We start from the raw sequence: 13,024 nt of genomic DNA, 5'->3' as shown, positions 1-13,024 counted from the left end.
ATGTCCCACGACACCCTCGACCTGGTTGTGCGTGGCCTGCGCCAGGAATCCAGTAACGTTATGTCCCTCGAACTCGCGCTTCCCGACGGCAGCGCACTCCCCGAATGGCAGCCCGGTGCCCACCTGGAGATCATTCTCCCGTCGGGCATGGTGCGGCACTACAGTCTGTGCTCCGACCCCCGCAAGCTGCTCAAGTACCGTCTCGCCATCCTTCGCGAGACCGGCGGGCGCGGCGGGTCAGAGGAACTCCACTCCGAGGCCCGGCTCGGTACAAAACTGACTGCGCGCGGACCGCGAAACCATTTCAAAATGGAGGACGGCGCAAAACACTACCTTCTGGTCGCCGGAGGCATCGGCATCACACCCATCATGGCCATGGCACGGGAACTTATGGCCGCCGGTAAAAGCACCCGCCTCGTCTACTGCGGATCCAGTCGGCAAACCATGGCGTTCATCGACGAACTCCAGGAGATCATGGGAGATTCCCTCGCGCTGTACCCCCGGGACGAGAGCGGCCGTGCCAATCTGCTCGCTGAAATTCAGAACGCTCCCGCCGGAACGGCTGTATACGCGTGCGGACCGGAACGACTCCTCGCCGACCTTCAGGGCATCACCGCAGACACACTCGGTGCAGACGCCTTCCATGCGGAACTGTTTGCCGCCGCCACATCATCGGCCCGCACCGAGGACGCAGCGGAAACAGCACTGGACGCACCATTTGAAATCGAGCTGCGGCAGTCCGGCTGCACGCTGACCGTTCCACCAGAAAAGTCCATCCTTGACGTGGTGCTCGAGGTGAACCCTTCCTTCATGTCCTCCTGCGAGGAAGGGTTCTGCGGTACCTGCGAAACCAAGGTCCTGCAGGGTGAAGTCGAACACCGGGACACCATCCTGTCGCAAAAGGAACGCGCAAGGAACGACACCATGTTCATCTGCGTCAGCCGCTCCAAGTGCCCCAAGCTGGTCCTGGACGCCTAGAGCGCGGGGCCTGACCCGGGCGAAGCGGACGCCCGGCTCGCGTCACGCCGAGCAAACTTTTGAAGCGCCCGACGCCGGCCTGCCGCGGAATAGCGCGGAGCGCACCTCGGCTGACGAGCGAAAACCTGCGTGGCGTGACGCGGGGCCGGGGTGTGCCTCGCCAACCAAAGCAAACTCGTTACACCCCGGCAATGCGCGGGTCATGGGGGCGAAACTCCCGGGGCGGAAACTGGACGAATCCACCCCGGAAGGATCGTCTCCATGGCTACTCCGCTCAACCAGTCCGTGGCCGATTCGGCGCTGCTGACAAAGTCGCTTCCGCTCGGCCTCCTGCGGACCTTCGTCCAATCCGAGGCCGCCCACGACGGCATCACCCCGGACCTGTTGGCCGAGCTGAGGATGCTGGCCCGCACGCCGGGGCTCCTGGTGGCCTGCAACTACGGTGGAACCCTCTGCGCCGCTGAAGGCGTGTCCACGGAGACGCTTCCGTTGGGGAGTGCCGCCGTCGCGCTCCGGGCCTTGGCCGCTTTGCCGAACACGCACACGGCGGTTATCTCCGGGCGGTCGCTGCGAGACTTGGCCGCAGTGTCGAGGCTCCCGGCGGAGGTCCATCTGGTGGGTTCGCACGGCGCCGAGTTCGACATGACCTACGCGTACAGCATCTCCATGGCCACGGAGGCTGTCCTTCAGCAGGCAGCCACCGCCCTCAACGAGTCCGTCGGCTTCGAAAAGGGCATCAGCATCGAGCGCAAGCCCGTCGCTGTCGGGATCCATACAAGGCCGGCCACCCCCGCCGTGGTCGCGCGGGTAACCCGCGAGGCGCACCAGATAGCCCGCGAGCTGGGCCTGTTCTTCATCGTGGACGGATCCGTGTTGGACTTATCCATCGTGGAACCGTCCAAGGACGCCGCGCTTGAGCATCTGCGCACCCAACTGGGTGCCAGCGCAGCCTTGTTCGCCGGCGACGCCGACAGTGACGAACTCGCCATTGCCACCTTGCGTGGCCCGGATCTTGGCCTGCACGTCGGAGACGGAGAAACGTCAGCGCGCCACCGTCTGCCGGACCCGGAATCCTTCGCCAAGGTGCTTGCCATCCTGTTCGAGCTGCGGCGGGCGTGGCTGTTCGGCGAGGACGCAGTGGGGCTGGAGCGGCATTCGATGATCGGTAACGGGACCTCGACTGCGCTGCTCACCCCCGAAGCCAAGATTTGCTGGATGAGCCATCCCCTCCCGGATTCCGGCTCCTTGTTTGCCCACATCCTCGGTGGCGACCCGGCCGGCCACTTCAGCGTGGAACCCGTCAAGACCTCGAAGGTCCTAGGCCAGCGCTACGTGGACAACACCATGATCGTCGAGACCCGCTGGGCGGACGTCACAGTCACCGACTACCTCGAGCCTGCACCGGACGGTATCACCAGCCTGGTCCGCGTCCTGTCCGGAACAGGCATTGCGCGGATTGTTTTCGCACCGCGGCCGGACTACGCCAACGCCCCGTTCAACATGGAAATCCGGGGCGAGGAACTGCACGTCGTGGGCACCTCGGACCCCATCATTCTCTTCGCGCCCGGAGTGTCCTTCACAGTCACGAGCGACGGCAAGCATGGCACCGCAACCGCGGAAGTCAGCCTCGCGTACGGTCCCGTGGTCATGAACCTGAGGTGCGGGGACACTGAGCCGACGACGCCGGACCCCGCCGGAGAGCTCGCCCGGCGGGCCGCCGTCGCGCAGCAATCCCGGCAGTGGGTCCGGGGGCTGGAACTGCCCGACATGAAACCGTCGCTGGTGCGGCGCTCGGCCCTGGTCCTGAAGGCGCTGGTTCATGAGCCAACCGGGGCCGTCCTCGCGGCGCCGACCACCTCGCTGCCCGAAGGGATCGGCGGCACCCGCAACTGGGACTACCGCTACTGCTGGCTCCGCGACGGGTCTATGACCGTCAACGCCCTGGTAGACCTCGGCTCCACCGAGGAGGCGGACGGTTTCCTGAGCTGGCTGGGCCGCATCCTCGAGAACGCGCCCGGGCCGGAATGGCTGCACCCCCTGTACTCCGTGACTGGTGCCCCGCTGTCCACGGAAGCCATCATCGAAAGCCTGCCCGGTTACGCTGGTTCGCGGCCGGTGCGGATCGGAAACGCCGCGGACCACCAAGTGCAACTGGACGTCTTCGGGCCGATCGCTGAGCTCATCCAGACCCTCAGCAAGCGGCGCGGCACCCTGCCGGACGAACACTGGAAGCTCATGGAGCAGATGGCCTCTGCCGTCTTGGCCCGGTGGCACGAACCTGACCACGGCATCTGGGAAGCGCGGCGGGCGCCGCGGCATCACATCTACACCAAGGTGATGTGCTGGGTGACCCTGGACCGGGCAATGCACACGGCGGTCCGGTTCCGGCGCCCTATTGGCGCCGAGTGGGAGGAAACGGCCAACATCATCCGCGCGGAAGTCCTCCGCGAGGGCTGGGATGATTCCGCGACTTCCTACACCGTGGCCTACGACAGCCCGGACCTCGACGCCGCGGTGCTGCACATCGGACTCTCGGGCCTGCTGGATGTCCGCGACCAGCGCTTCCTGGACACCGTCACCGCCGTCGAACGGGAACTGCGGGTGGGTCCCACCGTGTTTCGGTACAGGTACGACGACGGCCTGCCGGGTTTGGAGGGCGGGTTCCACATCTGCACCACCTGGCTCATCGAGGCCTACCTTGCCGTGGGCCGGCTGGACGATGCACTGGAATTGTTCAACCAACTCGTGGCGCTCTTCGGTCCGACCGGGCTGCTTCCCGAGGAGTTCGACCCCGGCACGGAGACCCACCTGGGCAACCACCCCCAGGCCTATTCGCACTTGGGCTTCATCCGCTGCGCACAGCTGCTGGACAGGTACCTTGACTCGGTGGATGAAGAGTAGGCCTTAGGTGAGCAGGAGGGCCACTGCGATCATCGCGGGGACGGCCACCACCGTGGTGACCAGGACGGTGTCTTTGGCGACGGTGATTCCCGTGTTGTAGCGGCTCGCAGCCACGAACACGTTCTGTGCCGTGGGCAGCGCCGAAGTTACCACCACGGCGAACAGCGCGTGACCGTCCAGGCCCAGCGCGAAGCGGGCGAACAGGTACGCCATCGTGGGGTGGACGAATAGCTTGAAGCCGCTGGCCAGCACGGTGTCCAGGCGGCGGCCCATGTCCTTTTGCAGGGGGCGCGAGCCGTTCAAGCTCATGCCGAACGCCATCAGCATCGCGGGAATGGCGGCGCCGCCGATCAGATGGATCGGCTCCATGATGAGCGAGGGCACTTGCCAGCCCGTGCCAGCCACCACCAGGCCGAAGGCCGATCCCACGATCATCGGGTTCCGCACGATCATCAAGACGAACCGCAGGGGAGTGGTGCGGTGGCTGCTGGTGCTGGCATCGAGTGCCATCAGGTACATGGGCGTGAAGAACGCGAGCTGGAAGATCAGCAGGGGTGCCACGTAGCTGGCGTCGCCCAGGACGAATACTGCGATGGGGATGCCGAGGTTCGCGGAGTTGGCCAGTGAGGCGCTCATGGAGGACATGAGGGATTCGGGCAAGGAACGTTTGAGCCAGAACTTTACGATGACGAAGAACAGGGTGCCTGTAGCTATCGCGCCCACGGCCGTGACCAGGAGTGGCGCAGCGAAGATGTCGTGAAGATGGGCCTTGCCCAAGGTTTCAAAGAGCAGCGCAGGGCTTGCGACGAAGAAAGTCAGTCCGCTGAGAACTGGACGCGCATTGTCGCCCAGGATCCCACGCTTGCCGACGAACATGCCCACCAGGATGATGGCCCACACCACGAAGAACCCGGAAAGGACGCCCAGCACTATGGCATCCGGGAGGGGAAGGGCACGGGACGGCGTGGGTTCACAGTCCCAGCCTAAATCAGCTTTATTCGGCTGTAAGGCCCGACGGCGGGATGTTCCGCCATGTGGACAGCGTCAAGGGGCGCACCGCTGGGGAAGAGGAGACTAGTTCAGGTCGGCGTTGTTGAGGGCGTGAGGCGGGCGCATAAGCCCGGGAGTGAGGCCCTCAGCGGGATCGCTGCCGAGCTGGACGATCTTGTTGGACCTGTCCACGTGGACCACCTTGGGCTGATAGGCCTTGGCCTCTTCGGTGGTCATCTCCGCATAGGTGATGAGGATGACGACGTCGCCCACGTGCACCAAGTGCGCTGCGGCGCCGTTGATGCCGATGACGCCGGAGCCGCGCTCGCCGGCGATGGTGTACGTCTCCAGGCGTGCACCATTGGTCACGTCAACAATGGAGACGAGCTCGCCGGGCAGAATGTCCGCAGCATCCAGCAGGTCCAGGTCGACCGTCACTGAACCGACATAGTGCAGGTCGGCATGGGTCACCGTGGCGCGGTGAATCTTGGACTTAAACATTGTGCGGTTCATAACGTGACAAGTTTAGCGCGTGGCCGCTTGATCGCCGGGTGATGCCTGACACAGGCTAGGCCCTGGCAGCGGCCTTCGTTGCCTGCCGCCTCTTCAGGGAACCGTAGCCAGCGAGCAGTTTGGGAACAACCAAGTACACGGCGGTAGGAACCACGGCGAGCGTCAGGACGAGGGCGCGCAGCGCGGGGTGCCATGACTCCGTGAGCGGAGCGAGAATCGTCATGCCGATCGCGACGAGCGGGAAGATAGCCAGCCAAGTGATCACTGCGCGGGTGTGTATGGAGGGCATATGCACGGACGGCGGGTGCACGGACGGTGCTGGCGCCGTGGAAACAGGCGCGGAAACCGGCGCTGGCGCGGCGCTGTCCGCGGGTGCAGTAAGTGGTGTCTGGGTGCTCATGAAGTTCTCCAACTAATTAGTTGCTTTCGGGTGAGTTCAGACTAGACGCCACTTACGAAAACTGCAACTACTTGGTTGGAATCTGTTAAGATGGGCATATGGCATGGGATATCGAGCGGACCAAGCGACTCCTCCTTGAGGCGGCCACTGCCGAGTTCTGTCAGTTCGGACTCGCCGGCGCCAGGGTGGACCGCATCGCCGCCGCGGCCGGAGTCAACAAAGAGCGCATCTATCAGTACTTCGGCAAGAAGGACCTTCTCTTCGATACCGTGATCGCGTCCCAGCTCAGCAAGGTGGTGGACGAAGTCCGCGTCGAGGGCAGTGGTCCCGAGGCCTTGGCCGACTATGCCGGACGCCTGTTCGACCACCATCATCAAGATGCCACCTTGCCGAGGCTGCTGTTTTGGGAGGGGTTGGAGCGGGGCGACTACGTGGTGAACCGGCCGGACCGGGCCGCGAACTGCAGGAATAAGGTTGATGCCGTCATCCGAGCCATGCCGGGCACGTCCAGGGAAGACGCTGCGGATCTGATGCTCACCATCATTGCGCTCTGCGACGCGTGGCCGGTATTGCCCGAGCTGGACGGCCTCATGGCCGGCAAGGGGGCAAGCAGGGTGGAGCGCCGTCGGAAGGCGATAGTCCAGACTGCCCTCTTGTCCGCGCGGGCGCTAGCTACGTCTGCTTGTTGAGTGTCCTGCCGATAATCGCCTGGGTGAGCGCATCCACTACCTCTGCGTTCGCGAGCGGGTTGCGGATGAGGGTGAAGTCGACGTCGCCCACGGGCGGGAGGCCGAAGCGCCGGGTGATCACCGTGAGGTCCTCGGGAACCAGCGACGACGGCATGACCGCGACGCCGATGCCGGCGCGTACCGCTGCGAGGACGCCCGCGATCTGCTTCGTGGAGCAGGTGACCCGCCATGTCCTGCCCATGGCCTCGAGGGCATCGATGGCCAGTTTGCGGCTGACGCTCGGTGCTGGGTAGCAGATCAGCGGTACGGGGCTTGAAGGGTCCAACACGGTCTGTTCGACGCCAACCCAGGCAAAGTTGTCATGCCGGACCACGGTGCCGTCCTTGGCCTCGCCCACCCACTTCACGAACACCAGGTCCAGTTGGCCGGCGTTGAGGCGTTTGTAAAGCTGGTCGCTCTGGCTGACCGTGAGTTCGAGGTTGATCTGGGGATACAGTTGCCGGAATTCGCGAAGGATTCGCGGAAGGCCCGTAATGGCAAGATCGTCTGCGGTTCCGAACCGCAGGCGGCCGCGCATGGCGGAACCGGAGAAATATCTCGCTGCGGAATCGTGGGCGGCCAGGATGTTCCGGGCAAAACCCGCCATGGCGTCGCCATTGTCCGTGAGTCTCACATCCCTGGTGTCACGCGCCACGAGCGCCCGCTTTGCCGCCGTTTCCAGCTTTCTCACGTGCTGGCTCACCGTGGGCTGGGCCAGGCCGAGGCGCTCGGCGGCCTTGGTGAAACTCAGGGTCTCGGCGACGGCCAAGAAGGACCGCAGCTGCACGGGTTCGAACACGGGGCTCCTTGAATTGGTACGTTTATCGTCGCTCATGGCAGTCTATTGCATTTCGCAATGCTAGTTATACAGCCAATTCGCTTCCATAATTGCAGCTGCCCACCCTAGCGTTAAGTGCATCCCAGCGAAACGTCTATCCAAGGACTCCCTTTGGCACCCCCACCGCCCTCAGCGGCACACGTCAGCCAACCCTCCATCGATTCACTCGTCGCAAGCGGCCGAAATTCAGGCGCCGCTGACTATTCGGACACAGTCACCCAGCCAATCGCCGTCGTGAGCGAACGCCTGCCTTGGCGGCACACTTTCATTTCCCTCAAAGTACCCAACTTCAGGATCTTCGCCATTGGTCATTTCGTGGCCGTGATCGCACTCTGGATGCAGCGCATCGCGCAGGACTGGTTGGTGCTCCAGCTCTCCGGCTCCGTGACCGCCGTCGGAATAACCGTTGCCCTGCAGTTCATGCCGTCGCTGTTCCTAGGCCCGTGGGGCGGCATGATGGCAGACCGCTTCCCCAAACGGCGCATCTTGATCCTGTGTCAAAGCGTGGCGGCCGGCCTCGCGGCCATCCTTGCCGTCTTGGCGCTGAGCCACCGCATTGAGGTGTGGCACGTCTACGTGATCGCGTTTGTCCTGGGCCTTGTGACTGTCCTCGACCAGCCCGCCCGGCAGGTCTTCGTCAACGAACTCGTGGGACCGAAATACCTGCGCAACGCTATTAGCGTCAACTCCACCACGTTCCAACTGGGAGGCCTGATTGGTCCCGCCCTGGCCGGCGTGCTGCTGACAGCGGTCGGCGCAGGCTGGGCCTTCGCGGCGAATGCGGTCGCATGCTGTTCCACGGTCACCATGCTTTTGATGCTCCGCAAGAATGAACTTCATGTCAGCACGCCCGTGCCAAAACGCAAGGGAATGCTGCAAGAGGGCCTGCGCTACGCCCTCAGCAAGCCCACCATCTACTGGCCGTGGCTTATGGCGGGCTTCGTAGCGGTCTTCGCGATGAGCTTGCCCGTGCTCCTCGCCGCGTTCGCAGACCACATCTACCACGCCGGCGCCGGCGGCTACGGCTTGCTCAACGCCATGGTTGCCCTTGGTGCGCTGGCGGGAGCAATCACTTCGGCCCGCCGCCGCCAATTGCGGCTGCGCTCAGTGGTGCTGTGCGCAGGGATGTACGGCCTCATGCTGTGCCTGGCTGCGATGGCGCCGTCCATGGTCTGGTTCGCCGCCGCCATGGTCCTGTCCGGGTTCTGGTGCCTCATGTTCCTGACCGCCGCCAACCAATTGGTCCAAGTCAGTGCGAACATGAGCATCCGCGGCCGGGTCATGAGCCTCTACATCATGGTGCTCATCGGGGGCCAAGCCATCGGTGGACCCATGATGGGCTGGCTCGCCGAGCACCTCAATCCGCACATAGCGGTCCTGGTGTCCGGAGGGGTGCCTGCGCTCGCGGCGGCGACGGTCGCCGTCGTGCTCGCCCGGAAGTCCGCCCTGCGGCTCAAAGTGGACGTCCGGGACCGACGCCGGATGGTGCGGATCGTCGCACAGTCGGCCTAGCGCCTGTTGGCTGAGCCGGGCGCCTGCCTAGGCGCCCGGCCCAGCCCGCGTCTCACCGCACGGTCGGTCTACGCCGCAAGATGCGGATAGTCCGCCGCGCGCCCTTGGAACTGGAGCACGTCCGGGTTGCGGATGACACCGTCCCGGATTTCGATGGCTCGGGAGATCGTTTCGTTGGCGGCCCAGGCCTCGGGGCCCGAAATGACGGTCTCGAGGAACGGCAGGAGTGCTTCGCTGATCTCCCAGCTGGACGAGTTCCACAGGTAGGACGGGCTGTGGTCCACAGCGTAGTAGTTGATGTGGTCGCCCACGGTGAACATGGGCTCGGCGAACGTGGTGGTGCGCGCCCAACTGAAGCCCATGCCTTCGTCGCAAGAGACGTCCACAATCAAGCTTCCCGGCTGGAACGCGTCAAGGTCCTCGGTCCGCAGGTATGTCAGCGGCGAGTTCGGGTCCTGTAGCGTGCAGTTGACCACGATGTCGCTCGCGGCGAGGAACGGCGCCAACGGCAGGCGGCCACGATCGGTAATGACCTCGCTCAGGAACGGGGCGTTCTGATCGTGGTCGAACTGCACTATCCGCACCGAGTGGATGGGGGAGCCGACCGCCGCTACACCGCGGTTGGTCAGCACCTGGACATCATGAATGCCGTGGGCGTTCAGGGCGGTGACCGCGCCACGCGCTGTGGCTCCGAAGCCAATCACGACGGCGCTCAGCCGCCTCCCGTAGTCACCCGTCGAGCCCGTCAGGGCAAGAGCGTGGAGGACGGAACAGTAGCCTGCAAGTTCGTTGTTCTTATGGAAGACGTGAAGCCCGAAGCCGCCGTCGCTCGCCCAGTGATTCATCGCCTCGAAGGCGATTAAGGTCAGCTTCTTGTCGATGGCGAGCTGGGTGATGGCCCTGTCCTGGACGCAATGCGGCCAGCCCCAGAGGACCTGCCCGTCGCGGAGGTCGGCCAGGTCTTCCGGCTGGGGTTTTGGCAGGAGAATGACATCCGAATTCGAGATCAGTCCTTCATGGCTTGCCATGCCGCCGACCAGCGGCTCCAGTTGGCTGTCCGAAAAGCCGAAGCGCTCGCCGTAGCCGCGCTCCAGCCGGATGTGTTGCCGGAGTTCCGGAGCAATGCGCTCCAGGTGCAGGGGATGGACAGGCAGCCGGCGCTCGTCCGGCTTCCGCGAGGACGACAGGATGCCGAGGGTCATGGCGCCTATATGGCCGCTCATTTTTTGTTGCCGGTTGCCGGCTTTATTGCGGCGGTTGCGGAGGACTCTGCAGCCCGTTTGTCCGCGCGCTTTTCTTTGATGGATTTGCCGGACTTTTTCGATGCAGCTTGGCGCGGTGATTTGTCGGCCATGATCGCTCCCTAGAGCAGAGCCGAAATGGCTCCTAGCTCCCGACGATACACCCTTCAGGGTTGGGGCCCGTATATCCGAGGGGCAACCGAGGTGCCCGGACAAGGACGGCCTGGAAGAGGAAAATGGAGCGGGCGACGGGAATCGAACCCGCGTATCGAGCTTGGGAAGCTAGCGCTCTACCATTGAGCTACGCCCGCAATGCCCGGCAATGCAGCCGGAGCAGATCCCAGCTTAGCGTAAATGCCGCGGTGATCCGGACACAGACTCACCGGCGGGTGGTGCCGTTCGCTTCCCAGGTATCACGGTCGCATCAAGTTTGGTGCGGCGCTCGTAAAGATTCGGTTAAGGCGCGACGCGGGTGTGTTGCCCTGAGCCACGCCTGACTATTCTGTAGCAGTTAGCTGCTGTGTCATGGGGAACCCGGCTATGCCTATGAGCCATACGCCGAAAGAGGATTCCGTGGCATTTGCAGAGCATGAAGTACTCATTGGCCGCGACGCCATGACGGTTTACCAATTCCTCGTGGACGGCTTGAACAATCCCCTGTGGCGCAACGGAATCCGCAGCATTTCCCTCCGTTCCGGACACGCCGGCGAAAAGGGCGCCGTCTACCAGCAGACCTTGACAGGCCCTGGCGGGCGGCCGGTTGCGGCTGACTTTCAGATCACCGAGGCCCGGCCCGGCGCTGAAGTGCGTTTCGCCGTCGTCGCCGGTCCTGCACGCCCCACCGGTGGCTACTATCTCAGCACCGAGGGCCCCAACACCCGCCTGCGGTTTGCTCTGGAGTTGCATCCCAAGGGTTTGCAGAAACTCATGAACAGCATGATCCAGAAGACCATGGAGGACGAAGTGGTCCAGTTGGAGCAGCTCAAGGCGGTCATCGAGGAGCGGACGCCAAAGGCGTAATGAACTACTGCGCCAGCTTGAGGCCGCCCAAACCAGTGACCGGAGTGCCCGGCGTCGTGAGGCGTCCGCCAGTCAGGTCCCAGTATTCAACCGTTCCGTTGCCCAGCAGGCCTGCGACGCCGGTGGAGTTGAGGCCCGTGACGCCCCGGAGTGAACGCAATCCGGAGTAGTCCGTCCAGCCGGTACCCACTACCAGCCGGGCCTCAGACTTCGGCGTCGTGAGCCCGGAGCCACGGTAGAGCCGCAGGTCCCCGTTTGCTTCCACAGCCAGCAAGTCCTGGAAGCCGTCGGCGTCGTAGTCCACCATGCTGAGGCGGACTGCGGAGACTCCCGAGCCTATCTGGGTTCGTCCGAGCAATGCAGTGAGCCCCAGGTTCCGGTACAGGTAAAGCGCACCGCTGGAATCAGTGGCGAGGATCTGCGGAAGCCGGTTGTTGCCACACCACGTCCCCACCGTCATGGTCACAGCCTGCCAACCCGATGAGCCCAGCAACACCGGCGCCTTGAATCCACCGCTCGCCACGCCGGGGTAGATCACGAGCCTGCCGTCCAGCATTTGGACCAGGACATCGATCACGCCATCGCGGTCCCAATCCGTCGTCATGACTTCTTTCGACCCCGAGAAGCCGGACCCGACGGTTCGCGCCGGACCGAACGTGCCGTTGCCAAGTGCCGGATAGTCCTTGAGCACTCCGGAGGGGTCGACGGCGACCAGGTCACCGGTGCTGCGGATGGCCGCCGCGCTCAGGTCCAGCGTGGGCGGCTGGTGCTTGGCGATGGGGTCGCAGACGCTCGGGGCCGGTGGCTGGGGCATGGCCGTGCCCGCGCCAGGGCTGTTGACGGTGCCGGCCGGGAGAGTCGTATAGCCGAAGAGATTGACCACACCCCACATCGTGTAGCTAGTGGGAGTGGTCAGCCAGTTGCCATCCGTGAAGGTAATTCCGACGCCAATCACGTTGAATCTGGGATCACGCAACAAAGCATCGTGGGCGGGCGAGCTTTTCCACCATTCGACGAGTTGCGCGGCGTTCCGATCCCAGCGGACCGCGATGACCTCGCCTGCGCCGTTGTTGGGATTCAGGGCCCTGGGATCGGTCCAGAAGTTGCTGCGGTGTTCGATCACTTGGCGGCTGGCGATGTTGTTCGACCAATCCTGCGAGAGTGACGCCACCGTGGGGTTGTACTTTACCGGATTCAAGCCGAGCGAGGTCCGGTAGCTGTTGATGGCGTTGAAGACGGCCAGCACTTGGGCGGAGTTGTCATCATTGACCAGTGCCTGGGCTGAAACCATCGGGACGGCTGCCGGGGAATTCTTCTTCGGTATCGGAGCGGCCACCGGCGGCGGGGCATCCGCCGAGCCGCCGGGGAGCGGATCGGGGCCGGATGCCGGCGGGATGGTGGGCACCGGGGGCGGTCCGTCCACTGCTTGGGGCGATGTGCGATCACCGGGCCCGACGGCGGTGCTGGGGTTAGCGGGCGAGGTCGCCACGTCTTGGGGGGAGGCGGTGCTGGCTTCGTTGCGAGCAGCTGGAGCGGCTGGGGTTGCCACCGGTGACTCCGGCGCAGGTTTGGCCTGCGGAAGGCTGGATCCCGACGGCGGAGCGGACGCCGTCGTCGTAGTTTCAGTGCGCAGGGTGGAGCTTGAGCTCAAAGGCGCAGCCGAAGGCGCCGTTCCCGCGAGCGGAAGCGGAACGGCCAGCGGGCCGGAGGCAGGGGCCATCAGCGCGAGAAGGCAGGCCGCCAACACGGCAACGGGCACCGCAATTCGTCTCAATGTTTCCCCAGATTCGCGTCGTGCCACCGTTCCCAAACACAACAGCGGTAACGGTAGTCTATGTGGTGCACTATAGTCCCATCCGCCACTCCCGCACCACGGTCTTTGGCGCATGCGGTATTTTTGATC

12 protein-coding genes and 1 tRNA gene are annotated in these 13,024 nt (G+C 64.3%); 5 read left to right on the top strand and 8 right to left on the bottom strand.

Going from position 1 to position 13,024, the window contains the following annotated elements; genetic code table 11:
- Together HNP00_RS13145 and HNP00_RS13140 are read left to right on the top strand one after the other, a co-directional pair.
- Entirely contained in the window at positions 1-978 is a 978-nt protein-coding gene (locus tag HNP00_RS13145; RefSeq protein WP_184739755.1) for a PDR/VanB family oxidoreductase, read from the top strand.
- Between the two features lie 261 nt (positions 979-1,239).
- Positions 1,240-3,879 carry a trehalase-like domain-containing protein gene (locus tag HNP00_RS13140; RefSeq protein ID WP_184739753.1) on the top strand — a complete coding sequence of 880 codons (2,640 nt, stop codon included), beginning with the start codon at positions 1,240-1,242 and terminating at the stop codon, positions 3,877-3,879.
- Positions 3,880-3,882: 3 nt separating this feature from the next.
- Here the strand turns inward: HNP00_RS13140 and HNP00_RS13135 are convergent, their stop codons facing one another.
- The 3 genes from HNP00_RS13135 to HNP00_RS13125 all read right to left on the bottom strand — a co-directional run bounded on the left by HNP00_RS13135 (position 3,883) and on the right by HNP00_RS13125 (position 5,782).
- Positions 3,883-4,809 carry an AEC family transporter gene (locus HNP00_RS13135; RefSeq protein WP_184739751.1) on the bottom strand — a complete coding sequence of 309 codons (927 nt, stop codon included), beginning with the start codon at positions 4,807-4,809 and terminating at the stop codon, positions 3,883-3,885.
- 144 nt (positions 4,810-4,953) lie between these two features.
- A complete protein-coding gene (gene panD, locus HNP00_RS13130; RefSeq protein WP_184739749.1) occupies positions 4,954-5,382 on the bottom strand; it encodes an aspartate 1-decarboxylase in 429 nt (142 codons plus the stop codon).
- 55 nt (positions 5,383-5,437) lie between these two features.
- Complete coding sequence (locus tag HNP00_RS13125) at positions 5,438-5,782, bottom strand: hypothetical protein (RefSeq protein WP_184739747.1); 345 nt, start codon at positions 5,780-5,782, stop codon at positions 5,438-5,440.
- Positions 5,783-5,880: 98 nt separating this feature from the next.
- On the opposite strand from HNP00_RS13125, the gene HNP00_RS13120 reads away from it, so the two are divergent.
- Positions 5,881-6,471: a TetR/AcrR family transcriptional regulator gene (locus HNP00_RS13120; protein ID WP_184739745.1), complete on the top strand. Its 591-nt coding sequence runs from the start codon at positions 5,881-5,883 to the stop codon at positions 6,469-6,471.
- On the opposite strand, the gene HNP00_RS13115 is transcribed toward HNP00_RS13120, so the two are convergent.
- A complete protein-coding gene (locus HNP00_RS13115; RefSeq protein WP_184739743.1) occupies positions 6,455-7,309 on the bottom strand; it encodes a LysR substrate-binding domain-containing protein in 855 nt (284 codons plus the stop codon). The genes HNP00_RS13120 and HNP00_RS13115 overlap by 17 nt on opposite strands.
- 150 nt (positions 7,310-7,459) lie before the next feature.
- Between HNP00_RS13115 and HNP00_RS13110 the strand changes: the two genes are divergently transcribed.
- Positions 7,460-8,860 carry an MFS transporter gene (locus HNP00_RS13110; protein WP_184739741.1) on the top strand — a complete coding sequence of 467 codons (1,401 nt, stop codon included), beginning with the start codon at positions 7,460-7,462 and terminating at the stop codon, positions 8,858-8,860.
- A gap of 68 nt (positions 8,861-8,928) precedes the next feature.
- Here HNP00_RS13110 and HNP00_RS13105 read toward each other — a convergent pair whose 3' ends face one another.
- The 3 genes from HNP00_RS13105 to HNP00_RS13100 all read right to left on the bottom strand — a co-directional run bounded on the left by HNP00_RS13105 (position 8,929) and on the right by HNP00_RS13100 (position 10,412).
- Positions 8,929-10,083, bottom strand: coding sequence for a N(5)-(carboxyethyl)ornithine synthase (locus HNP00_RS13105; RefSeq protein ID WP_184739739.1), 1,155 nt, complete (start codon positions 10,081-10,083; stop codon positions 8,929-8,931).
- On the bottom strand, positions 10,080-10,214 hold the full coding sequence (locus HNP00_RS23350) for a hypothetical protein (RefSeq protein WP_260404957.1): 135 nt from the start codon (positions 10,212-10,214) through the stop codon (positions 10,080-10,082). Before HNP00_RS23350 ends, HNP00_RS13105 begins: the two co-directional genes overlap by 4 nt.
- A gap of 124 nt (positions 10,215-10,338) precedes the next feature.
- Positions 10,339-10,412: transfer RNA gene (locus HNP00_RS13100), tRNA-Gly, on the bottom strand.
- A gap of 262 nt (positions 10,413-10,674) precedes the next feature.
- On the opposite strand from HNP00_RS13100, the gene HNP00_RS13095 reads away from it, so the two are divergent.
- A complete protein-coding gene (locus HNP00_RS13095) occupies positions 10,675-11,121 on the top strand; it encodes an SRPBCC family protein (protein WP_184739738.1) in 447 nt (148 codons plus the stop codon).
- A 4-nt stretch (positions 11,122-11,125) separates the two neighbouring features.
- On the opposite strand, the gene HNP00_RS13090 is transcribed toward HNP00_RS13095, so the two are convergent.
- Positions 11,126-12,895, bottom strand: coding sequence for a CAP domain-containing protein (locus tag HNP00_RS13090; protein WP_260404956.1), 1,770 nt, complete (start codon positions 12,893-12,895; stop codon positions 11,126-11,128).
- Between the last annotated feature and the right edge of the window lie 129 nt (positions 12,896-13,024).

Source organism: Arthrobacter sp. AZCC_0090 (assembly GCF_014207375.1).
In the GTDB taxonomy this organism is placed as follows: Bacteria; Actinomycetota; Actinomycetes; order Actinomycetales; family Micrococcaceae; genus Arthrobacter.
Note: the sequence above shows the minus strand (reverse complement) of the source record. Positions and strands in the feature narration are given on the sequence as shown.

Coding starts and splice junctions, on each gene's coding strand:
- HNP00_RS23350 (WP_260404957.1), bottom strand. CDS start 10,214: ATGGCCGACAAATCACCGCGCCAAGCTGCATCGAAAAAGTCCGGCAAA.
- HNP00_RS13125 (WP_184739747.1), bottom strand. CDS start 5,782: ATGAGCACCCAGACACCACTTACTGCACCCGCGGACAGCGCCGCGCCA.
- HNP00_RS13145 (WP_184739755.1), top strand. CDS start 1: ATGTCCCACGACACCCTCGACCTGGTTGTGCGTGGCCTGCGCCAGGAA.
- HNP00_RS13140 (WP_184739753.1), top strand. CDS start 1,240: ATGGCTACTCCGCTCAACCAGTCCGTGGCCGATTCGGCGCTGCTGACA.
- panD (WP_184739749.1), bottom strand. CDS start 5,382: ATGAACCGCACAATGTTTAAGTCCAAGATTCACCGCGCCACGGTGACC.
- HNP00_RS13120 (WP_184739745.1), top strand. CDS start 5,881: ATGGCATGGGATATCGAGCGGACCAAGCGACTCCTCCTTGAGGCGGCC.
- HNP00_RS13105 (WP_184739739.1), bottom strand. CDS start 10,083: ATGAGCGGCCATATAGGCGCCATGACCCTCGGCATCCTGTCGTCCTCG.